This window comes from Xanthomonas sp. SHU 199 (assembly GCF_000364665.1).
Taxonomy (GTDB): domain Bacteria; phylum Pseudomonadota; class Gammaproteobacteria; order Xanthomonadales; family Xanthomonadaceae; genus Xanthomonas_A; species Xanthomonas_A sontii.
The window spans coordinates 1-23084 of the sequence record NZ_AQOI01000129.1; the positions used below are offsets into that span (position 1 = coordinate 1).

Here is a 23084-nt window from a genome sequence, read left to right on the forward strand (position 1 = left end):
TGGGGCGCCGGCGGCAGCCGACTGGTCGGCAGCAGCCTGCGCGTCGGTGGCGGCTTCGTTAGCCGAAGCGGCGGCGTCCTGGGCCTGCTCCTGCTTCGAGCACGCGGCCAGGGCCAGGCCCAGGGCCATTGCGATCAGCAGCTTGTTGATGCTCATTGTGTCTATCCTCGTCGTTTAGTTAGGCAACGCGCGAATGCGCGCCCTCAACATGATGACAAGCCAAAGTCGGCTGTCAAGCGCACGCGCATTCATTTTTGTGTTTCAGGGGTTAATCCCAATCAAATCAATTCGATGGCGACCGCTGTCGCTTCGCCACCGCCGATGCACAGCGTCGCGATTCCGCGGCGGCCGCCACGGCTGCGCAACGCATTTAGCAATGTCACCAGCAGCCGCGCACCGGAGGCGCCGATCGGATGGCCGAGCGCGCAGGCGCCGCCATGGACGTTGACCTTGGCGTGGTCCAGGCCCAGTTCCTTGATCGGCACCATCGCCACCACGGCGAAGGCTTCGTTGATCTCGAACAGGTCGACGTCGTCCAGGCTCCAGCCGACCTGGTCGAGCAGCTTGCGGATCGCGCCCACCGGCGCGGTGGTGAACCATTCCGGCGCCTGCGAGAAGGTCGCGTGGCCAACGATCCGGGCCAGCGGCGCGACGCCGCGGCGGGCGGCCTCGTCGGCGCCCAGCAGCACCAGCGCGGCGGCGCCGTCGGAGATGCTCGAGGAGCTGGCCGCGGTGACCGTGCCGTCCTTCTTGAACGCCGGCTTCAGCGCCGGGATCTTGGTCACGTCGGACTTGCCCGGCTGCTCGTCGCTGTCGACCCGTACCTCGCCCTTGCGGGTGGCCACGGCGACCGGGACGATCTCGTCGGAGAAGGCGCCATCGCGCTGCGCGGCCTGCGCGCGGTTCACCGATTCGATCGCGAACGCGTCCTGGTCCTGGCGGCTGAAGCCGAACTTCTCCGCGGTGGCCTCGCCGAACACGCCCATCGCCTGGCCGTCGTCGGGATTGGTCAGGCCGTCCCAGGCCATGTGGTCGACCGCCTGGAAGTTGCCGTAGCGGTTGCCGGTACGCGAGTTCGGCAGCAGGTGCGGCGCGTTGCTCATCGATTCCATGCCGCCAGCGACGACGATGCTGGCCGAACCGGCCTTGATCAGGTCGTGTCCGAGCATCACCGCCTTCATGCCCGAGCCGCAGACCTTGTTGATGGTGGTGGCGCCGGTGCCGTCGGGCACGCCGGCCGCGCGCGCGGCCTGACGTGCCGGGGCCTGGCCGAGATTGGCCGGCAGCACGCAGCCCATGATGACTTCGGAAACGTCCGCGGCGGGGATGCCGGACTGCTCCAGCGCGGCGCGGATGGCCGCGGCGCCCAGCGTCGGCGTGGGCACGCCGTTGAACTGGCCCAGGAACGCGCCGATGGCGGTGCGCTTGGCCGCGGCGATGACGATCTCGGTCATGGCAAACCCTTACGAAAGTGGTGTGCCGATTATCGGCCGCGGCGCGGGTTCTGCCAATTGCGTCCACTGCCGGGCCAGTCCTAAGGTTTGCATTCCAGTGTAGATTTGACGTAGTTCAGCGCCGTCGTAGGCGGCCGCTAACGGGGGCAACACCGGCCGTATGGCCGGCAGACGACATTTGAGGGGAAGGACATGCGGGCATTGATGGCACGGTCGCTGCTGGCGGCCGCGGTAGCGGTTGCGCTCACCTCGTGCGGTGGCGGCGGTGGCGGTGGCGGCAATCTGACTCATGGCAGTCCGCCACCGACCTCGCCGCCTCCGCCCCCACCACCGCCGCCTCCGCCTCCGCCGCCGACGTCGCCACCTCCGACCTCGCCGCCGCCGCCGCAGCCGGCGTTCGACGCGCACCTGACCCTGACCAATACGCTGGCCGCGCACAACGCCGGCTACGACGGCAGCGGTTACCGCATCGGCGTGGTCGACACCGGCGTCAACCGCAACCATCCGGCCCTGGCCGGGCGGGTGGTGTCGAACCTGATCTACGTCGATCCGAGCCAGAACAACACCAAGGTCGACGACGTCGACGGCCACGGCACCACCGTGGCGCAGCTGGCGGCAGGCAAGTCGGTCGGGCAGTGGCCGGGCGGCATCGCGCCGGGCGCACAGATCGTGTCCGCGCGCATCATTTCCGACACGCCGCCCAAGGACGACGGCAGCGGCAGCGGCAATCAGGTCAGCGGCGGACTGGGCCTGACCCAGGTGCACCAGGACCTGATCAATGCCGGCGTCAAGGTGATGAACAACTCCTGGGGCGGCATCTACTGGACCGACCTGAACTCGACCAATGCCATCGCCGCCGAGTACCGCCCGTTCGTGCTCGGCAACGGTGGCCTGGTGGTGTTCGCCGCCGGCAACGAATCCAAGTCCACGCCCTCGGACATCGCCTCGCTGCCCAGCAAGGCCGGCCCCAACGGCACGCTGCCGGCGGCGGACCTGGAGCGCGGCTGGCTGGTGGTGGCGGCAACCGATTCGAGCACCGGCACGCAACTGGCCTCGTACTCCAACGCCTGCGGCGCGGCGATGCGCTACTGCCTGGTCGCGCCCGGCACCGAGGTGTTCGTCGATCCCAAGGCGACCACCGCCACCAGCAACCCCGACTACTACTACGGCAGCGGCACCTCGTTCGCGGCGCCGCTGGTGTCCGGCGCGGCGGCGCTGGTCTGGCAGGCCTTCCCGTACTTCACCAACGATCTGGTCCGGCAGACCCTGCTCGGCACCGCCACCGACCTGGGCACGCCCGGCGTGGACGCGACCTTCGGCTACGGCCTGCTCAACGTCGGCAAGGCGGTGCAGGGACCGGGCCGCTTCGATTGGGGCGACGTGACGGTTGGATTCACCGGCAATTCGACCTGGGCCAACAACATCGCCGGCAGCGGCGGGCTGATCAAGCAGGGCAGCGGCACGCTGACCCTCAGCGGCACCCAGAACACCTACAGCGGCGACACCCAGGTGCAGGGCGGCACGCTCAGCGCGGCCAGCCTGGGCAGCTCGAACGTGGCGATCAGCAATGGCGCCACCTTCGTCGGCACCGGCGCGCTCGGCGGCAGCGTCGCCAATGCCGGCACCTTCCAGGTCGGTGCGGCCACGCTGAGCCTGAGCGGCAACTACGTGCAGAGCAGCAACGGCCGCCTGGCCCTGCTGGTCGGCGACAAGCTCTCGGTCGGCGGCAGCGCCACCCTGCAGGGCGGTTCGCTGTACGTGCTCGGCAAGCGCGACTACGTGGTCAACAACACCGCGTACACGGTGCTGCAGGCCAACGGCGGGCTCACTGGCACCTTCGCCTCGGTGACCACGCCGTCGAACGTGTTCCTGACCTCGTCGCTGTCCTACGACGCCACCAGCGCCTCGATCACCGTGCAGTCGCTGAGCGTCACCGCGGCCGCGGCCAGCTTCGGCAACATCACCGCCGCCACGCTGGCCTCGGCGACGCGCGTGGATGCGGCGTTCGCGCAGCTCAACACGCAGCTGAGCCAGGCTCCGGCCACGGTCGACGGCGCCCTGCTCAAGGCGGCCGGCGCGGTGCAGCAGTCGCCGAGCGTGGCGGCGGCGTCGGCGACGCTGCGCAGCCTGTCCGGCGAGGCGCATGCCGCGGCCACCGCGATGACCTTCGACACCATGGACCTGCAGCGGCGCGCGCTGTCCAGCCGCTTCGACACGCTGGTCGACCAGCCGCGCGCGGTCGGCGCCTGGAGCCAGCGCCTGGGCGAGACCGGGCAGGGCAGCTTCGCCGGCAGCCAGTTCCAGCTCGATGGCTGGCTGATGGGCCAGGACCTGCGCCTGGGCGAACACGCGGTGGCCGGCTTCGCCTTCGGCGAGAGCCGCGCCAGCGACGCCGGCAGCCTGGACCGCAGCCGCAACCGCCAGGTGCAGGGGCAGGCCTATCTCGGCGCGATGGCGGGCAATGCGTACGCGCTGGCGCAACTGGGCAGCGGCCAGTACCAGCGCCAGCTCGACCGCAGCCTGCTGCTCGGCGACACCGTTGCCGACGCCTCCAGCCGTTACGCCGGTCGCTTCCTGTCCTCCAGCGTGGAGGTCGGCTATCGGCTCGGGCGCGGCCCGGCGTGGCTGACCCCGTATGCCGGCGCCGACTACAGCCGCATCGACAGCGATGGCTTCCGCGAACAGGGCGGCGATGGCTTCGGGCTGATGGCCGGTGCCGCCAGTTCCTCGCGCAGCCAGGCGTTGGCCGGCCTGCGCGGCGGCTTCGGCGGACGCGGCTGGTCGCTGCAGGGCTATGCCGAGTGGCAGCAGACGCTGGCCGCACAGGGCCTGGACCGGCAGGCCAGCTTCGTCGGCGTGAACGCCTGGGCGCCGCTGGTGGACCTGCAGCCGGCGCGCTCCGGCGGCCTGTTCGGCGCCAGCCTGCAGACGCGCTGGAATGGGGCGTTGCTGGGGCTGGGTTACGACCAGCGCTTCGGCCCGCGCGGCGACGACCGCGCGGTGTCGCTGCGCTATCGCCTGGGCTTCTGAGTCCCGGCGCCCGAGCCGGCGCGTGCTGCGCCGGTTCGGGGTCGATCCGTCAAGGAGGGCCGGGGCGTCCCGGCCCTGCGATCTGCGGCCTTCCGCCTGCGGCGCAGGCGGCGCGTGGCATCACTCGCCGCGCAGGTGGCCCATCGAGCGCGGCGCGGTTCGGCCCAGCGGCAGCTTGAGCTTGCCGATCGCCTGCATGCGCGCCTCGGCGATGCGGTCGGCGGCCTGTTGCGGCGGAATGTTCTCGCGCTCGGACAGGTCGAAGATCTTGCCGAGGTTGTGGTACATGCTGCGGATCAGCCGCATCGCGCGCTCGCGGTTGTAGCCGTCGATCTCCAGCGACACGTTCATCACGCCGCCGGCGTTGACCGCGTAGTCGGGCGCGTAGAGGATGCCGCGGCGGTGCAGTTCCTCGCCGACCGCGGCATTGGCCAACTGGTTGTTGGCGGTGCCGCAGACGATCTTGACCTTGAGCCGCGGCAGCTTGGCCTCGTCGAGCGCGCTCTCCATGGCGCACGGCGCCAGCACGTCGGCGGCGACGTCGTAGATATCGTCCGGGTCCACCGCTTCGGCGCCGTATTCGGCCACCGCGCGCGCGACCAGCGCCGGGTCCAGGTCAGTCACGAACAGCTTGGCGCCGCGTTCCTTGAGCAACTTCACCAGCTCCATGCCGATGTGGCCCAGGCCCTGCACGGCGATGCTGGTCTTGCCGATCTCCTCGTGGCCGAACTTGCGCTGCAGCGACGCCATCAGCGCCTGCAGCGCGCCGTAGGCGGTGAACGGGGCCGGGTCGCCGGAGCCGCCGTGCACCTGGTGCACGCCGGTGACGTACTCGGTCTCCAGGTAGATCTGCTCCATGTCGTTGACGTCGGTGCCGACGTCCTCGGCGGTGATGTAGCGGCCGCCCAGCGAATCGACGTAGCGGCCGAAGGCGCGGAACAGCGCTTCGGACTTGTCGCTCTTCGGGTCGCCGATGATCACCGCCTTGCCGCCGCCGATGTTGAGCCCGGCCAGCGCGTTCTTGTAGGTCATGGTGCGGCTGAGCCGCAGCGCGTCCTGCAGGGCGGACTCGGTGTTGGCGTAGGGGCGCATGCGCACGCCGCCCAGCGCGGGGCCGAGCACGGTGTTGTGGATGGCGATGATCGCCTGCAGTCCCACGTCGCGGTTGTGGCAGAAGACGACCTGTTCGTGGCCGGTGTTGGCTAGCGTTTCGAAAAGCATGGGGGCTCCGCTGGCGTTGCAGGTGTCGGACACCATGGTCCAGGAACGTGCCTGGTGGGTGGCGCAAAACAAAAACGCGACGGTTCCGGAACAGGCCCTGAGCGTCGCGATGGCGGCATTTTAAAGCAATTGCCAGCCGCCCGCGCGACGGCGCCGCGGCCACGCGCGGGAATCTCGCGGCTCTGTGCGACGCCAGTCGGGCAGGTGGCGTGCCGGTTCGCCGGGCGGCTTGCGTGGTGGCGGGACGCGGGCTTCCGCGGCAATGGCGCTGGGCACCCGGGTGCTGGCGGTGCGATGGCGGATCTGGTCGGTCGAGTGCTGACGGTGGCCGAGCCGGTGCAGTGGCACGGGACGAGCGCCGGCGCCGTGGGGCGGCAGCGGTCGGTAGCAGTGGTTGGCAGCGGTGGGCCCACACCGCCGCGGCCCCGCATGCCGCGGCGGTGTGGCCCGCGATCGCCGCCGGCACGGCGATCGCGGGCCTGGTTCGGGGAGCTGGGATTAGTGACGTGCCCAATAGCCGGCGTGGAAGCGATAGGCGGGGCCGTAGTGCTCCCAGCGCGGGCCGACGTAGACGTAGCCCGGCCGTTCCACCACGTAGCGGCCGGCGACCCAGACGTGGTGGCGTCCGTTCCATTGCCAGTAACCGGGCATCCAGACATAGCCGGGCCGCACCACCACCCGTTCCACCCGAGGCGGCGGTGGCGGGGTGCGAACCGAGAGTTCCACCACTTCGCGCGCCTGCGCGGGCGCGGCGGCCATGGCGCCGGCGAGCGTGCCGCCGAGCAGGGTGGCCAGCAACAAGGGACGAGCGAACATGCGATGTCTCCGAAGGCATCGGCGGGCTGCCGACGCGGGAGGAAACGCCGCGACCGGCACGGTTGTTGACGCGTTTCCGAGGGCGTATTCATGCAGCGGATAGCCAGGTGCGACGTCGCGTACGCGGTTTGCCGCCCAAGTGCGCATGCTGCAGCGCAACCTGCCCGTGTCGCGCTGCACGCCTAGAATCGCGGCATTCTCTTTTCGATGTCCGCACGATGAGCCTTCCCGCGTCCCGCGTTCCGTTGCTGCAGACCGACGCCAGTCCCCTGCGTTTCGTCACCGCCGCCAGCCTGTTCGACGGCCACGATGCGGCGATCAACATCATGCGCCGCCTGATCCAGGCGCAGGGCGCCGAGGTGATCCATCTCGGCCACAACCGCAGCGTCGAGGACGTGGTGCGCGCGGCGCTGCACGAGGACGCCGACGCGATCGCGCTGTCGTCCTACCAGGGCGGGCACGTGGAGTACTTCAAGTACATGGTCGACATGCTGCGCGAGCGCGGCGCCGGCCATGTGCGGGTGTTCGGTGGCGGTGGCGGCACCATCACCCCAGAGGAAATCGCCGAACTGCAGGCCTATGGCGTGGAGCGCATCTACCACCCCAACGACGGCATGAAGATGGGCCTGGTGGAGATGATCGAGGACGTGGTGGCGCGTGCCGGGCAAGGGCGCGAGACCGCGGCGGAGGCGCGTGGCGCGACGCCGGCCGGCTCCCCGCTGCCGGACATCGACGACGAGATCGGGATCGGCCGGATGCTGTCGGCGATCGAGGACGGCGCGTTCTCGGAGGCGGAACTGGCACTGTTGCGCAAGCAGTGGCAGTCCGGCACGGCGTCCGCAGCGGAGTCGCGCAGCGGGCGCACCGCGCCCGTGCTCGGCCTCACCGGCACCGGCGGTGCCGGCAAGTCCTCGGTCACCGACGAACTGCTCAACCGCTTCCTGGCCAGCTTCCCGCAGATGCGCATCGCGGTGGTCTCGGTCGACCCCAGCCGGCGCCGCACCGGCGGCGCGCTGCTCGGCGACCGCATCCGCATGAACGCGCTGCGCAGCCCGCGCGTGTACATGCGTTCGATGGCCACGCGGCGCCAGCACGCCGCCACCAACCGGGTGCTGAAGGACTGCATCGCGTTGTTGAAGGCGGTCGGCTACGACCTGGTGATCGTGGAGACCGCCGGTATCGGCCAGAGCGATTCGGAGATCGTCGATCTGGTGGATTTCCCGGTGTACGTGATGACCAGCGACTACGGTGCGCCGAGCCAGCTGGAGAAGATCGACATGCTCGACTTCGCGGAACTGGTGGTGCTGAACAAGTACGACCGGCGCGGCGCCGAGGACGCGCTGCGCGACGTGCGCAAGCAGTGGCGGCGCAACCGTGCGGCGTTCCAGCTGGAGGACGAGGCGGTGCCGGTGTATCCGACCATCGCCAGCCAGTTCAACGACCCGGGCGTGAGCTGGATGTTCGTCAATCTGTGCCGCCTGCTGCGCGACAAGCTGACGGCGCAGGCCGATGCCGCCGCTGGCCCGCCGGCGCACTGCGATTTCCGCCCGCAGCTCGACACCACGCTGAAGGAGCCGCGCGCGACCGTGCTGATTCCCGGCGCACGCGTGCGCTACCTGGCCGAGATCGCCGAGCAGGGCCGGGCACTCAATGCCGGGGTGCTGCGCCAGGCCGAGGCCGCCGACCGCGCGCAGGCGTTCTGGCAGGCGCTGCACGAACTGCAGGACCCGCAACTGCCGGCGCAACTGGAACTGTATGCGGCGCAGGATTTGCTGCCGGCGTCGCGTGCATCCGCCGATGCGTCCGCCGACGCCGTCGACGCCGTCGACGCCAGCCTGCTGCTCCTGCGCCAGCGCTACAACGATGCATTGCAGTCGCTGTCCAGCGAATCGCTGAAACTGCTGCGCGAGTGGCCGCAGCGGCTGAAGTCGATCACCGACCCGGTCACCGAATACGCGGTGCGCGGCAAGCCGATCCGGGTGGAGAACTACCGGCAGTCGCTGAGCCACCAGTCCATTCCGAAGATCGCCGCGCCGCGCTACAAGAGCTGGGGCGAACTGCTGACCTTCCTCGGCAAGGAGAACCTGCCCGGCAGCTATCCGTACACCGGCGGCGTGTATCCGTACCGGCGCACCGGCGAGGATCCGATCCGCATGTTCGCCGGCGAGGGCACGCCGGAGCGCACCAACCGGCGCTTCCACTATCTGAGCGTCGGCCAGCCGGCCGCACGCCTGTCCACCGCCTTCGACAGCGTCACCCTGTACGGCGAGGACCCGGCGCCGCGCCCGGACATCTACGGCAAGATTGGCAACTCCGGGGTCAACATTCCGACCCTGGACGACATGAAGAAGCTGTACTCCGGCTTCGACCTGTGCGCGCCGACCACCAGCGTGTCGATGACCATCAACGGCCCGGCGCCGATGATCCTGGCGATGTTCATGAACACCGCCATCGACCAGCAGGTGGAGAAACATCTCAAGGCCGATGCGCAGCGCTGGGCCCAGGCCGAGCAGACCCTGGCCCGATTGTTCGAAGGCCGCGAACGCCCGCGTTATCACGGCGCGTTGCCGCCGGGCAACGACGGCCTCGGCCTGGCCCTGCTCGGGGTCAGCGGCGACCAGTTGGTGGACGCGGAGACCTACGCGCAGATCAAGGCGCAGACCCTGTCCAGCGTGCGCGGTACGGTGCAGGCCGACATCCTCAAGGAAGACCAGGCGCAGAACACCTGCATCTTCAGCACCGAGTTCGCGCTGCGCATGATGGGCGACATTCAGCAGTATTTCGTCGAGCAGAAGGTGCGCAACTTCTACTCGGTGTCGATCTCCGGCTATCACATCGCCGAGGCCGGGGCGAACCCGATCAGCCAGCTCGCCTTCACCCTCAGCAACGGCTTCACCATCGTCGAGTACTACCTGGCGCGCGGCATGCACATCGACGATTTCGCGCCGAACCTGAGCTTCTTCTTCAGCAACGGCATGGACCCGGAGTACACGGTGATCGGCCGGGTGGCGCGGCGGATCTGGGCGCGGGCGATGCGCGAACGCTACGGCGGCAACGAGCGCAGCCAGATGATGAAGTACCACATCCAGACCTCGGGCCGTTCGCTGCACGCGCAGGAGATCCAGTTCAACGACATCCGCACCACGCTGCAGGCGCTGTACGCGCTGTTCGACAACTGCAACAGCCTGCACACCAACGCCTACGACGAGGCGATCACCACGCCGACCGAGGAAAGCGTTCGCCGCGCGGTGGCGATCCAGATGATCATCAACAAGGAGCTGGGGCTGAACTTCTGCGAGAACCCCTGGCAGGGCAGCTTCATCGTCGAGCAGCTCACCGACCTGGTGGAAGAAGCGGTGTACAAGGAGTTCGAGGCGATCAGCGAGCGCGGTGGCGTGCTCGGCGCGATGGACACCATGTACCAGCGCGGCAAGATCCAGGAAGAGAGCCTGTACTACGAACACAAGAAGCACGACGGCAGTCTGCCGCTGGTCGGGGTCAACACCTTCCTGCCCAAGGAGCATGCCGGCGAGACCGCGACCGAGATCGAGCTGATCCGCTCCACCGAGCAGGAGAAGGACCAGCAGATCGGCAACGTGCGCGACTGGCAGCAGCGCCGCAACGCGCTGGCGCTGGCCGCCGACGGCGCCGGCCTGGGCGCGCTGCAGCGCACCGCGCGCGAGCGCCGCAACGTGTTCGCGGCGCTGATGGAGGCGGTCAAGACTCACAGCCTGGGCCAGATCAGCCATGCGCTGTACGAGGTGGGCGGCGAGTATCGGCGCAACATGTAGGCACCGACGGTCGTGGCTGCCGACGCCGGCGCGCCGGCGTCGGCGAGGGTGCCTGCCGCGTGCGCTTCTGCGGCGCCGCGCCAGCGCATGCGGCAATCTTGCGGCCGCGGCCCGGGCGGTCTCATAGTGTCCCATCGATTCACGCAGAGGGTGCCGATGAAAGCCTGGGGAGCGTTGGCAGTGTTGATGGCGTGCGCGGCGACGACCCGCGCGGCGGAACCGGCCGGGGATGGGGCGGCGGGGCCGCTGTTCGACACCGTCGCGGCGCTGGACCAGCGCCTGTTCGAGGCCTACAACCGCTGCGACCTGGCGGCGTTCGAGTCGTCGTTCGTGCCGGACGTGGAGTTCTACCACGACACCGGCGGCGTCACCTGGGACCGCGCGAGCGTCGTCGACAACACGCGCAAATGGATCTGCGGCAAGGTCCGCCGCGAGTTGCTGCCCGGTACGTTGCGGGTCTATCCGATCAAGGACTTCGGGGCGATCGAGGAAGGCGAGCACCGCTTCTGCGAGCTGGCCAGCGGCCGCTGCGAGGGCATCGCCAAGTTCGTGATGGTGTGGCGCCAGGACCCGGACGGTTGGAAGTTGACGCGGGTACTCAGCTACGGGCATCGCACCGCGCCCGCAGTGGCGCCGCACTGAGCGAGGGGGCGGCCGTCGCCCCCCAGAGGTCGGCGTTCAAGCCCCATCGCCCCGACCATACCCGCCACGTGCCGTCCGCAGGCGGCAGCGAGGAGCGGCGCAACAGGCTGCTGGAGTGGTGAAGGGCGCTGTCGGCACGCCGCTTGCTTGCAGCTGAGTGGCGCGATCGCGCGTTGTCCATGACCGCCTCACGGCGGTCGGCCACCGCATCACGTCGGCGTTGCGCAGAAACCCGCGCGGCGTGCTTGAATGACATGGCGTGCCGCGTGGGCGCGCACCGGTGGCCGGGCGCGGGGACCTGGCGATGTTTTGCGGATGACGACGATCGTGCCGATCATGTGGATTGCCATCAGTGCGGGTGCGCTGGTGCTGGGGGGCGGACTGTGGTGGTGGCTGCGGCGTGGCCCTGGCGATGCGGCCGAGGCGCCGCAGGCGCGCGCCCATGCCGAGGATGCCGACATATCCGCGGCACCAGCAGTGTCTGCACCCGCCGCGCCTGTTGCCCCGGTGGACCCTGGCCTCGACCCTTTCGCCGACCCGGCCCTGCTCGATCTGGATCCGGTGCCGGACGCCGCGATTCTGGCGCGCCTGTGCGAGATGGCATTCGCCGGCCGGCTGGTGAGCACGTCGGTCACGCCTGCGCCGGCGGTCATGGCCGAGGCCGCCGCGGTGCTGGCGCGCATCGATGCGCATCCGCGCTACACGCCGCGACGCCCGCACCTGCTGCCGCAGCTCACCCGCGCGATCAACGACCCGACCGCCGGCGCCCATTCCATCGCCACGATCCTGGGCCAGGACCCGGCGCTGGCCGGCAACCTGCTGCGCATCGCCAACAGCGTCGTCTACCGCCGCCATCCCGAGCCGATCGAGAACCTGGAGCGGGCGGTGGCCCTGCTCGGTACCGAGGGCCTGCGCCAGATCGTGCTGGCGGCGCTGCTGCAACCGGTGATCGTCGACGACGGCAGCGTCTTCGGCCGCTGTGCGGCGGTGCTGTGGGAACACACCCTGCTGTCGGCGCACGCCGCCTCCCAGGGGCCCGACCGCGAGGATGCGAATGCCGCGCAGCTGCTGGCGCTGTTGTGCGGGCTGGGCGCGGTCTCGGTGGTGCAGGTGCTGCGCGATGTCCACGCACGCCACGCCGAGGCTGCGCCAACGCCGGCGGCGATGACCGAGATGCTGGAGGCCTGGTCGGCACACTGCGCCAAGGCTATCTCTGCGGACTGGGGGCTGTCGCCGCGCGTGCAACGCGCCCTGGAGGAGCAGTCGGGCGACGCCGATGTGGCGACCATGAGTGCGCTCGGCCTGGCCCTGCGCCGGCATCGCGCCGCGGCGGCCGCGCAGCTGGCGGTGCGCTATCGCCGTTAGGTGGCGCCGTTGCGTGGTCCAGCCAGTGATTGGTCGAAACGTGCGGCAGAGCGGCCGGCTGCCGAAGCGATGCTCGGCTACCGGGCGATGCGACGGGAGGTCGGCGCAGCCGACAGCGCGAGACAGCATGCGCCGACGCAGGCGCGGATCCCTGTCGTGTCCACGCTGGCGCCGAGGCTGATCTGCTTGCTGGCGCCGTTGGCGACGATCGCCGTCCATGAAGGTGGCGCCATCGCTCCAGCGTTGCGCCCGCGCTGCCGGGCATTGATGGCCGTGCGGCACGCCGACGCGGCGGGGGCGCAGGCATGGTTGCGGCTGGCGGAGGCGGCGGCTGAAGACCAGGTCGATCGTGCCCTGGGAGCCACCGAAGTCGTGCTGCGCGATGCGATTCGTGGACTGCTAAAGGCCGAATGACCCGTTGCTTCGGCGCGGTCGACGCCATGCGCCCGGCGGGCAGGAGGCGGCCGGCCGAGCGGGATGCCCCGGCTGCACGCATGCAGCCGGCGCGACGGCGGCGTGGCGAGCGCGTCTGCCTCAGCGCAGCGGCACGTCGGCGACCTTGTCCTGGTAGTCGCGCTTGGGGTCGATGCCGAACAGCACCTTGATGCCGGCCATCAGGCTGGAACCGTTGAGCCAGATCTGCGCGTGATCCGGGTCCAGGCGCAGCAGCGCCAGCTTCGGATCGTCCTTGCCCTGTTCGTACCAGGCGTCGATGAAGCCGTTCCACAGGCGCTCGATCACCGCCTGGTCGTTGTCGACGCTGAGCGTGCCGCTGATGCTGGCGAACAGGTCGTGGTTCTTGGCGCTGAACGCCGCGATCACCCGCTGGCTCTGCGTCAGTTTCTGCACCAGCGCGTTGTCCTTGGAGGTGAAGAACCAGATCGGGCCGCCGCGATCGCCCTCGAACTGCGCGGTCATCGGCCGGGCGTGGCCGTCCTCGACGCCGTCCAGGCCCAGCATCACGGTGCGGTCGGACTTCAATGCCTTCCAGAATTTCTCTTCCAGTTCCTGCGGGCTGGCCATGCGGATCTCCGAGCGGGCGACAGTGCCCGCCCGCACTGTGCCTGCGGGCGCGCGCGCAGGCCGTGACGGGAGGGTGCAGGCCACGTGCAGAGCCGGTGCGCGCGGGCCGCTGTAGACAAGTGCGGCGATGCGCAGCGTGCTGCGATGCGTATCGAAGCATCGCGCCGATCCCCAGTGCTACTAAGCGACCACGCCACGCATGCAGCGTGGCGGACGGATCACGGTTCCGCAGGGAAGGCGTGTGCCGGCTGCCCGCGGCACGCGCCGCTTTCCGACAGGACGTTTGCCGATGAGTGCGATTCCCGCGACGCAGCCGCTGTTGCCGCCGCAACTGACCCTGGCGATGGCCGCCGCCAGCATCGCCGCCTACGCGGCCTACGAAGGCAAGCCGGTTTCGGCGCCGTCCGACTACCGTCTGGTCGCCCGCTGGTCCGGCTGGGATGGCGACCCGCTGGGGGGCAGCGAGGAGCTGTTCGGTCTGCTGTTCCGGTCCACCGCCACGGCCGGGACCTATCTGTTCGCGTTCCGCGGCACCGATTCGGACCTGGACATCTACGAGGACCTGGACTTCTCCACCACCGCCTTCGTGCCCAGCGCCGGTAGCGTCACGCCGGTGCCGCAGGTGTCGGCCGGGTTCTACGGCATCTACAACGGCAGGGGCGGCGCCATGCGCGCCTCGATGCGCGCGCAGTTGTTCGCGCTGCTGGAGCACTTCGCGCCGACCCAGGTCTACGTCACCGGGCACAGCCTGGGCGGCGCGCTGAGCCAGTTGTTCTCGCTGGACCTGGCGCTGAGCCGGCCGGGGCTGCCCAGCCGCAACATCAACTTCTGCAGCCCGATGGTCGGCGACGCGAGCTGGGAACAGGCCTATGCCGCGCATATCGCCGCGGCCGACAGCACGCGCTGCTACAACTACTGGGACTACGCGCCGTCGCTGCCGCCGTCCACGTTCGGCTATGCGTCGGTGGGGCAGGCGTTCCGCACTGCCTACGACGTCAACGGTGCCTGGTTTCCGCATCTGCTGGCGCGGCACTCCATCGCCAACATGCAGATCGTGCTGCAGCACGCTCTGTGGCAGACGCCGCAGGCCTGGAGCGGGACCTTCGCCGACCAGACCGATCCGCAGCGGCTGATGCGCAGCCAGATCCCGCCCACCACGCCGCATCCGGCCTGGGCGGACATGGCGCTGACCGCGCGGGCGGCCGAGCAGGCGCTGGGCTTTCCGGAGGGGGCAGCGGCGTCGCCGGCGGCGGCCACGCCGTGAGTGCGTGCGCGGCCTGGCGGCGCGCCCTTTGTGCCCCAGGGTCACTGCATGGTGCCGCCGCGGGTGCCACGCTGACCGCCCATCGATCGCGAGGACGTCGCCATGGCATCGTTCGACCTGTATCTCCCACAGCTGCTGCGGTTCGAGGGCGGCTTCGTCGATGATCCGAACGATCCGGGCGGCGCCACCAACCGCGGCATCACCCTGGCCACCTTCCAGCGCTGCGCGCAAGCGCTGCTGGGCCAAGCGCCGACGCTGCAAAACCTGCGCGCATTGACTGTGCAGCAGGCCGCGACGATCTACCAGCACGACTACTGGGACAGGATCGGCGCCGATCAGATCGCCTCGCAGACGTTGGCCGAGCTCGTGTTCGATTTCTACGTCAATGCCGGCGATGTCGCGATCTCGCTGCTGCAGCGCGTCCTGCAGCAACTGGGCGCGACCGGCTTGGCGGTCGATGGCCAGATGGGGCCGGCGACCCTGGCGGCGCTTGCCAGTGCGGACACGGCACAGGTGTACGCGCAGTACCGGCAGCAGCGCATCGCCTACTACCAGCGCCTGGTGGCGGAGCGTCCGGCCGACGCCGAGTTCCTGGCCGGCTGGCTGCGCCGCGCGGAATGGTTCCCGGCGAGCCTGCCGGCCGATGCGTCGGCGCCTGCGCAGACCGGCACCGCCTGATGCGACGCCGCGCCGTGCACGGCGCGTGCATCTGCGTTTCACCGCATGCGCATGCCGCGCTGTCTAGTCTCCTGAACCAGCGTCGGCCATCTGCAGACGCCAGCGCACGCGATGACGGCGTGCGCCTGTCCTCGTTTTCGGGAAGACCGCATCATGATCAAGTGGGCCATCATCATCGCCATCATCGGACTCATCGCCGGCGCGCTCGGCTTCAGCGGCGTGGCGGGCGCGGCGATCGGCGTCGCCAAGTTCCTGTTCTGGGCCGGCATCGCCATCGCCCTGGTGCTGTTCGTGCTGGGCACCATGCTGGCCAAGAAGGTCAGTTAGGCACCAGGCCGGGGTCGCGTCGATGCAGGTGCGTCGCGCGACAGGTCCGCAGCGCGAGGCCCTGTGGTGGTCGGCAGGCGCCTGCCGTGCCATTGAAGGCCTAGGCGTCGCTGGCGGTATCCGCTTCGTGCGTTGCAGCGTCGTCGTCGGAGGCGGGCTTGGCCGCTGCGGCACGCGCTTCGCGCTTGCGCGCTTCTTTTTCTTCCTGCTGTTTCTTCTTGGCCAGCTCGCGCTGCCGCTTTTCGAAGGAGTAGTTGGGCTTGGCCAATGCATGTCTGCCGTCAGGGGAATGCCCTGAGTGTAGCCGCTGCGCGGCTTCGGCGTGCGAAACGGACAGGCCGTCATCGGGACGGCCTGTCCTAGGCGCAGGTGCGGGAGTACGGCCCTCCCGGACCTTGGCTTACGGGCTCAGATACTGCTGGATCGACGAATACACGTCGGCGAAGCGCGAGTAGTAGTCGGGATCGCTCGGTGCGCTGCAGTACGAGGTGCCGCCATACAGGCCGCCGCGCAACTGGTAGGCGCCACTGCTGTTGACGGTGAACAGACCGGAGCCGGACGAGCCGCCTTCGGTGACGCCGGTGCTCCACTGCACGCGATACAGCGGCGACTTGCCGTCGATGGAGCTGGACAGCGCGGTGACCTTGCCCAGCGAGTACTTCTTGACGTCGCCGGCCGGGTGGTGGATGCCCTCGATCGCGGTGCCGGTCGAGCCGATCGCCGAACTGCTCCAGCCCGCGTAGAACGCGCCGCTCGGCGGAGCGCTCTTGAGTTCGAGCAGCGTGGTGTCGCGCGTGGTGTTGGTATAGCGCAGGTAGGCGCCGCCGCCGAGGGTGGTGTAGTTGGAATTGACCGTGGAGCCGCCGCAGGTGGTGGCGTCGTAGAACCAGTAGGTCTGCAGCGTATTGGCCACGGTCTGGGTGCTGATGCAGTGCGCCGCGCTCCAGAACATCGCTTTCTTCGGCGAATTGCTGTTGTTGAGCAGGGTGCCGGTGCACAGGTAGGTGCTGCCGCCGCTGGTGAAGGTCATGCGCGCCACCGACTTGGCCGCCGAGGTGAAGCCGGAGGTCGGGTTGGCGCGGCACACGATGTCGCGCTCGCACGAATCGCTCTCGCCGATCATCGGCCGCATCATCGTCTCGCTGGCCACCGGGCTGATGTCCAGGTGCGAGAGCTGCGGGATCTTCAACGCGAAGCCTTGCGGATACTGGCCGGCCGGCAGCTCGATCTCCACCACCATGCGCGCGCCGGCGATCACCGCCGACCAGCCGGGCTGGCTGCCGGCGAATTCGGCGCCGCTCTGCTGGAACACGCGGCCGTCGTCGCCGGCAAAGCGCAGCGTCGCCTTGCGCGGATCGCCGGGCTGGGCGCCGCTGCCGCTGAGCTGCAGCGCTGCGCGCAGCGCCTGCGCGTTGGTCGCGGCGATTTCGAAACTGGTGACCTGGGCGCCGTTGGGCAGAGTCTGCCAGCGCAGGCGACGCAGGTTGATGTCGGGCTTGGCGACGTCGCGGGAAAAGCCGATCTGCAGCGGCTGGCCGTGCTTGACCTGTTGCCCGCGTGCCTGCTTCATCGCCGCGGCCTTGCTGCTGTCGGGCGCGGCCAGTTCGATCAGGCGCGGGGCGTGCGCGCTGCCCGGGGGAAGGCTGCGCAGTTCCGCGCCACCGAGCGCGGCGGCATCCGGGCGGGCTTCGACCGGGGCGGAATCCATTTCGGCTGCTGGGGGAGTGGCAGCCATGGCGGCGGGGGACATGCCGGCAATGCCGGCGAGCAACGCCAGGTACAACGCATGCTTGCGATTCATCGATCTTCCTTCTGCGAAGAGGGACGAGACCATCCGGCAGGGGACCGGATGCCATTGCACCCGAGTTCAGGGTGCCTGCCGAGGCTACGGACGACGCCAGAGCGATTGCGTGTCAGGCGTCACGCTCGGAGGGCCGGTTTCGTAGACAGCTGCTCACATTGCGTGTGATGGCGCGAAAGAAGCGCACGGCGCTGCCATGCCGCAGCGACATCGTTGCATGGGCGCTGCAATGCGGATCCGTGCCCGATCGAGTGGGAAGGGCAGGATGGGTAGCGCTATCTGGAGCGGCCTGATCGACACGTCGACACGGACGTCGGCCAGTCCCCCCGCACACGCGCACCAGCGGCTCAGGCCGCCCCGCCGAACCGCATGAAGCAAGGCGCGGACGCTCCCGCCGAGCATGGTGCTGACCGGTTGCCACCTTTCTGTAATCTTTCCGACAAATTTCAGTAGATTCAATCACTTGAATCGGCATCTGGCGTGCTGCGACGCAGCTTGCATCGATTCAAATTCGGCCTATAACGCTGGCGTCGCATATATGAACTTTTCGTTCTTTTATGCACCGCCTTGCGGATGGCCCGCGCAAGGCCAGGGGAATCGGGCGGGCTCGGCACATCTCCAACATCGATCGCTCCTGTGGGGGGAGACCAGTGAACAGAACCGCTTTCCGGCGTGGACTCGTCGCCAGTTCCGTTGCGCTCGCGCTGTGGGCGCCTTCTCTGATGGCGCAATCCGCGCCCGACAGTGCGCCCCCGCCAGGTGGCACCGGCAAGGCCGACAAGCCGGTCGAACTCAAGGCGGTGACGGTCACCGGATCGCTGATCCCGCGCGTGGAGGTCGAAGGCCCTGCGCCGGTGGTCACCATCACCGGCGAAGAGATCAAGAAGCAGGGCTACACCACGCTGTGGGAATTCCTCGACTCGCTGCCGCAGGTGGGCCAGCAGGTGTCCGACCCGGCCTCGTGGGGCTCCAGTTCGGTCAATGCGCGCTCGGTGAACCTGCGCGGACTCGGCCCCGGGTTCAGCCTGCTGATGATCGACGGCCATCGGGTGGTCGACTACCCGCAGCCGCTCAACAAGCAGAGCAACTTCCAGAACTTCAACAACCTCCCCACCGGGATGATCGATCACATCGAAGTGCTGGCCTCCGGCGCGTCGTCGATCTACGGCTCGGACGCGGTTGCCGGCGTGGTGAACGTGATCCTGAAGAAGGACTACCAGGGCAACCAATTGCAGGTCACTGCGGGCGGCGCGACGCGTGGCGGCCGCCGATACGGCGACATCAACTACGTCGGTGGCCGCGCGGGCGACAACTGGCACGTGACCTACAATTTGGAGCACTCCAACCGCAGCGCGCTGTGGGGCATGGACCGGCCCTACCAGGATTCCGTGGCCGATGCGGGCTACGGCGCCTGGGGTCCGGCCTCGCGCATGTTCGGCTACCAGTACGATGCCGCCGGCGCGATCGCCCTGTCGGCCACCGACGCCAACGGCCGCTACATCACGCCGCCCGCCGGCACCTGCGACAAGTTCACCAACTCGCGCCTGACCCAATCGCACTCGGTGACCACCAACGGCACCCAGGTCACCGGCGTCACCGACAACGGCTTCTACTGCGCGCAGCCGGCGCTGTTCCAGAACTGGGTGCTGACCCCGGGCAGCATCAGCAACAGCGGCTATCTGGCGGGCGAGTACGACTTCCAGAACGGTCTGCAGTTCTACGGCTCGGCCGCGCTGTACCAGACCGTGGGCATCTCCAACACGCAGCTCAACGTGTTCAGCGCCGGCCCGTTCTACGACCAGACCACCGGGCAGACGGTCAACCAGGTGATCCGCCAGCTGACCCAGAAAGAGATCGGCGTCAGCGCCAACACCTACGACCGCGAGCGCAACTGGAACCTGCAGGCCGGCCTGCGCGGCACCGTGTTCGACGGCCGTTTCAACTGGGACCTCAACCTCAACACCCAGAAGTACATCGTCCGCGAGGCGTTCACCGGCTACAACGCGCAGGCCACCAACAACTTCTTCCTCGGCCAGCAGCAGGGCAGCACCGCCGACGGCCTGCCGATCTACGCATTCAACTGGCAGCAGTTCTGGAACCCGATCACCCCGCAGCAGTACGACCAGTTCGCGGTGACCGGCGTGAACACCGCGTCGTCCTGGCTCGACCAGGCGCAGCTGCGCGTCAATGGCGACCTGTTCAAGCTGCCCTGGGCCGATCGGTCGGTGGGCTGGGCCGCGGTGCTCGAAGCCGCACACAACGGCTTCAAGCTGTCGCCCGACCCGCGTGCGGCCGATCCGTCCACGTTCCAGAACCCGTTCGGCGCCTACCTCACCGGTGCCGGCACCCGTCAGCGTTTCTCGCTGGGCACGGAGTTCCGCGTGCCGGTGCTGGAGTCGGTGACCTGGACGCTGTCCGGCCGCCTGGACAAGTACAACGACGCCAGCCGTGCCGACATCGCGCGCACCTGGGGCTCGGGCCTGGAATGGCGTCCGTACGACGGTCTGCTGCTGCGCGGCAGCTACGGCACCAACTTCAAGGCGCCGGACATGCAGGCCATCTACCTGACCGGTTCGACCTCGCCGGTGGGCTTCTACGCCGACCCGCTGCAGTGCGTGAACGCGATCAAGGCAGGGCAGAACAACAACACCTGGTGCAACAGCGTGCAGCGCCCCGGGTCGCAGTACTACACGCTCTACACCAACGGCAGCCGCCTGCTGCTGCCGCAGACCGGGCACTCCTGGACCTACGGCTTCGTCTGGCAGGTGCCGGGCGTGCAGGGGCTGTCGGTGTCGGCCGACTACTGGAACATGGGCGTGGACAACGCCATCCAGTACCTGGGCCAGGACACCGTGCTGGCCGACGAAGCCGGCTGCCTGACCGGCCTGAAGCCGAACGGCACCTCGGGCCTGTCGCCGTACACGGCGCACGTGGCCGGATCGGAGTATTGCCGGATGGTCACCCAGATGGTGAAGCGCGACGCCAACGGCCAGATCGTGTCCGTGCAATCGGGCCCGATCAACGAAGCTTCGCTGTACGTGGCCGGCGTCGATGCGACGCTGGACTACAAGTTCCACACCGACGGCTACGGCGACTTCCGCGCCGGCATCAACTACACCAACAACCTGTCGTACAAGCAGCGCGTGCTGGCGTCGGATCCGCTGCAGAACACCCGCTATCAGAACGTGGCCAGCCGCATGACCTGGATCGCCGACTGGACCAAGGGCCGCTGGAACGTGTCGATCTCCGGCGTGCGCAATGGCCGCATGCGTGCCCCCAATTACGCCGGCTGCGACGTGCTGCCCAACGGCATCCAGCCCGGCATGGTCACCGTGTCCAATGGCGGCAACACGGTCTCCACCGGGGTCTGCCAAGTCACCCAGGACGGCAACCAGGTCACCGTGCAAGACACCACCTACCGGGGCCACGCGCCGGCCTGGATCACCTGGAACGGCTCGGTCGGCCTGCAGGTCACGCCGGACCTGCATGCGAAGCTCACCGTGTCGAACATCTTCGACAAGGTCGGTGCGATTCCGTATTACGCCGGCGGCTTCGAGTTCGTCACCACCGGGCAGACCGCGAGCGAGTACAACGGCCGGGAAATGTTCCTGACCCTGGACTACACGTTCAACTGAGCGGGCAGCTGATCGTCGGCGGGCTTCGCGGGAAGCGGAGCCCGCCGGATCTTCATGGGCCTGGCGTTGCCTCGTGTCAGCTCTCGTCGCAGCGCGCGCTGTCGAAGCGTACGCGCGCCACGTGATCTCACCTGACGCCTTGCGCTTCGCGATGCGCTCGATCGTCGTGCAACAGCCTCTCCCGCTTGCGCAGGAGAGGCATTCGCAGGAGAGGCACTACAACCGAAGAGGCGGTCCTGAGCTGCGCTCAGCGGCGCCGGTTCGACGGCACGAACTTGTACAGTTTGTTGACGCCGGTGCCGAAGTTGAAGCGGCTGTAGCCCGCACCCCAGTACACCGCACCATCGACGATCGCCGGTGCGCTGGACACCGAGCCGCCGGCATCGAAGCTCCACAGGGTAGCGCCGGTCTTGGCATCGAGCACGGTCATCGCGCCGGACATCGAGCCGGCATACACCAGGCCCGGCGACGATGCCAGCGGGCCGCGGCCGCCGGCGCCGAACGCGGTCTGCACCGGATCGGTGCCCGGCACCTTGACCTGCCAGAGGATCTTGCCGCTGGCCGCATCCAGCGCGGCCCAGGAGCCGGCGTTCCAGGTCTCGGTGTTGCCCGGCGCCAGCGTGTACGCGGTGTGCTCGTTGTTGTTGATGGCCACGTACACGCGACCGGAGAACGGATCCACCGACGAGCCCCACTCGATGCCGCCGGCGGTGCCGCCCGGGCCGACCTGGGTCGACCACACGGTCTGCCCGGTGTCGGCGTCGAAGGCCCAGTACACGCCGCTCTTCTGGCCGGCACCGACCAGCGCCTGCGGCTTGCCGTTGCGGATTGCCGTGAACAGGTTGGCCCCGCCGCCGCTGAAGTCGTAGTCCGGCCCCTGCGGGTCCTGGCACAGCCCATTGGTCGGCGCGACCAGGCACGACAGCGACCAGGCGTCGGCGCCCTGCAGGCGGCGCGTCCACACCGGCTTGCCGCTGCGCATGTCCAGCGCCAGCACCGAATCGACGTAGTTGTCCGGCGCCATGCAGGCCAGTTGCGCGGTCTTGTCGCCGTTGGCGTTCTTGACGCAGCTGGCCACTTCGGTCGGCACCGAGTAGTTGTTGCCGGTGGTGGCGTAGACGCGCTGGCGCAGCGGATCGATCGCCAGCGTGCCCCACACCGAGGCACCGGTGTAGCCCTCCGGCGTGGTGCGGAAGCTCCACAGCAGCTTGCCGGTCTTCAGGTCCAGCGCAGCGACGCTGCCGCGGAAGGAATACTTGTAGCCGGCGCTCAGGCCGCCCCAGTCGCCGGAGGACACGCCGACGTAGACGCGGTCGCCGTAGATCACCGGCGAGGCGGTGATGCGCGCCTGCGGGTTGGATTCGACCAGGGTCTTCCACAGCAGCTTGCCGGTGGCCTTGTCGATCGCCAGCACCGTGCCGCTGGCCTGGTCGCCGACCAGCACGCTGTCGCGCGCGATCGCCGGGCTGTTGCGCGACAGCGAACCGGCGATGCCGGTGTAGTCGGCCAGCTTCACCTGCCACACCGCCTTGCCCAGGTCGGTGTCGATGCGATACAGCTGGCCGCCCCAGTCCGGCACGTACAGCGCCGTGCCCTGCACGGTCGGCGTGGCCGAGACGTCGCCCTGGGTGGTGAAGGTCCACGCGGTCTTCAGGCGCGCCGCGTTGAACGGAGTGATCTGCCATTCGCCGGGCGCGAAGCGGGTGTTGAGGAAGCCGCCGCCGGCGCTGTCCCAGAGGCTGTGCGTGGCGAACGGCGTGCCGCCGGAGAACGTGCTGCGCCATTGTGCGCTGGCGGCGCTGGTGTCGGTCGTCGCCGCTGCGGTGCCTGCGGACTGCGCCATCGCCATTGCGCTGAACATCAAGCCGGGAATCAACGCCAGCCGCAGGCGGGAGTGGTTCTGGTGTGCATCACGCGTTTTCATGGATGTCCTTCGGGCTTGGGAGTGAGGATCCCCCCGTCACGTCCGCGGCCATCCTAGAAGTGAAAATCCTTGCGTGTCATGTACTTACGAAAAAGTTAGGGCCTTTGCAAAAG

General features: G+C 68.9%; 16 protein-coding genes. 9 read left to right on the forward strand and 7 right to left on the reverse strand.

What is annotated here, in order from left to right:
* Positions 1 to 278: 278 nt before the first annotated feature.
* Positions 279 to 1454 (reverse strand): thiolase family protein, encoded by a 1176-nt coding sequence (locus D183_RS0106030; RefSeq protein ID WP_017908211.1) that lies wholly within the window; start codon positions 1452 to 1454, stop codon positions 279 to 281.
* A gap of 204 nt (positions 1455 to 1658) precedes the next feature.
* On the opposite strand from D183_RS0106030, the gene D183_RS0106035 reads away from it, so the two are divergent.
* On the forward strand, positions 1659 to 4484 hold the full coding sequence (locus D183_RS0106035) for a S8 family serine peptidase (RefSeq protein ID WP_017908212.1): 2826 nt from the start codon (positions 1659 to 1661) through the stop codon (positions 4482 to 4484).
* Positions 4485 to 4604: 120 nt separating this feature from the next.
* Here D183_RS0106035 and D183_RS0106040 read toward each other — a convergent pair whose 3' ends face one another.
* A complete protein-coding gene (locus D183_RS0106040) occupies positions 4605 to 5705 on the reverse strand; it encodes a Glu/Leu/Phe/Val dehydrogenase dimerization domain-containing protein (RefSeq protein WP_017908213.1) in 1101 nt (366 codons plus the stop codon).
* A gap of 498 nt (positions 5706 to 6203) precedes the next feature.
* Positions 6204 to 6521: a YXWGXW repeat-containing protein gene (locus tag D183_RS0106050; protein WP_039726291.1), complete on the reverse strand. Its 318-nt coding sequence runs from the start codon at positions 6519 to 6521 to the stop codon at positions 6204 to 6206.
* 218 nt (positions 6522 to 6739) lie between these two features.
* Between D183_RS0106050 and D183_RS0106055 the strand changes: the two genes are divergently transcribed.
* The 4 genes from D183_RS0106055 (at position 6740) to D183_RS0106070 (ending at position 12733) form a co-directional block, all read left to right on the forward strand.
* Positions 6740 to 10312 carry a methylmalonyl-CoA mutase family protein gene (locus D183_RS0106055; protein ID WP_026144238.1) on the forward strand — a complete coding sequence of 1191 codons (3573 nt, stop codon included), beginning with the start codon at positions 6740 to 6742 and terminating at the stop codon, positions 10310 to 10312.
* Between the two features lie 156 nt (positions 10313 to 10468).
* Positions 10469 to 10954: a nuclear transport factor 2 family protein gene (locus tag D183_RS0106060; protein WP_026144239.1), complete on the forward strand. Its 486-nt coding sequence runs from the start codon at positions 10469 to 10471 to the stop codon at positions 10952 to 10954.
* A 336-nt stretch (positions 10955 to 11290) separates the two neighbouring features.
* Positions 11291 to 12319 carry an HDOD domain-containing protein gene (locus tag D183_RS0106065; protein ID WP_232757224.1) on the forward strand — a complete coding sequence of 343 codons (1029 nt, stop codon included), beginning with the start codon at positions 11291 to 11293 and terminating at the stop codon, positions 12317 to 12319.
* 69 nt (positions 12320 to 12388) lie between these two features.
* Positions 12389 to 12733, forward strand: a complete 345-nt coding sequence (locus D183_RS0106070; RefSeq protein ID WP_017908219.1) for a hypothetical protein — start codon at positions 12389 to 12391, stop codon at positions 12731 to 12733.
* A 120-nt stretch (positions 12734 to 12853) separates the two neighbouring features.
* Here D183_RS0106070 and D183_RS0106075 read toward each other — a convergent pair whose 3' ends face one another.
* The gene (locus D183_RS0106075) at positions 12854 to 13342 is read right to left on the reverse strand and encodes a pyridoxamine 5'-phosphate oxidase family protein (protein WP_010342308.1); all 489 of its coding nucleotides are present in this window, start codon (positions 13340 to 13342) and stop codon (positions 12854 to 12856) included.
* Between the two features lie 289 nt (positions 13343 to 13631).
* On the opposite strand from D183_RS0106075, the gene D183_RS0106080 reads away from it, so the two are divergent.
* The 3 genes from D183_RS0106080 to D183_RS26345 all read left to right on the forward strand — a co-directional run bounded on the left by D183_RS0106080 (position 13632) and on the right by D183_RS26345 (position 15611).
* The gene (locus tag D183_RS0106080) at positions 13632 to 14606 is read left to right on the forward strand and encodes a lipase family protein (RefSeq protein ID WP_017908220.1); all 975 of its coding nucleotides are present in this window, start codon (positions 13632 to 13634) and stop codon (positions 14604 to 14606) included.
* Positions 14607 to 14708: 102 nt separating this feature from the next.
* A complete protein-coding gene (locus D183_RS0106085) occupies positions 14709 to 15284 on the forward strand; it encodes a glycoside hydrolase family 108 protein (protein WP_017908221.1) in 576 nt (191 codons plus the stop codon).
* Between the two features lie 153 nt (positions 15285 to 15437).
* Entirely contained in the window at positions 15438 to 15611 is a 174-nt protein-coding gene (locus D183_RS26345) for a DUF1328 family protein (protein WP_017908222.1), read from the forward strand.
* A 100-nt stretch (positions 15612 to 15711) separates the two neighbouring features.
* Here the strand turns inward: D183_RS26345 and D183_RS27745 are convergent, their stop codons facing one another.
* Together D183_RS27745 and D183_RS0106100 are read right to left on the reverse strand one after the other, a co-directional pair.
* Positions 15712 to 15879: a hypothetical protein gene (locus D183_RS27745; protein ID WP_017908223.1), complete on the reverse strand. Its 168-nt coding sequence runs from the start codon at positions 15877 to 15879 to the stop codon at positions 15712 to 15714.
* Positions 15880 to 16011: 132 nt separating this feature from the next.
* Positions 16012 to 17412 carry a trypsin-like serine peptidase gene (locus tag D183_RS0106100; protein ID WP_026144240.1) on the reverse strand — a complete coding sequence of 467 codons (1401 nt, stop codon included), beginning with the start codon at positions 17410 to 17412 and terminating at the stop codon, positions 16012 to 16014.
* Positions 17413 to 18134: 722 nt separating this feature from the next.
* Between D183_RS0106100 and D183_RS0106105 the strand changes: the two genes are divergently transcribed.
* Positions 18135 to 21047, forward strand: a complete 2913-nt coding sequence (locus D183_RS0106105) for a TonB-dependent receptor domain-containing protein (protein ID WP_017908225.1) — start codon at positions 18135 to 18137, stop codon at positions 21045 to 21047.
* Between the two features lie 247 nt (positions 21048 to 21294).
* Here D183_RS0106105 and D183_RS0106110 read toward each other — a convergent pair whose 3' ends face one another.
* Positions 21295 to 22896, reverse strand: coding sequence for an outer membrane protein assembly factor BamB family protein (locus D183_RS0106110; RefSeq protein ID WP_017908226.1), 1602 nt, complete (start codon positions 22894 to 22896; stop codon positions 21295 to 21297).
* Between the last annotated feature and the right edge of the window lie 188 nt (positions 22897 to 23084).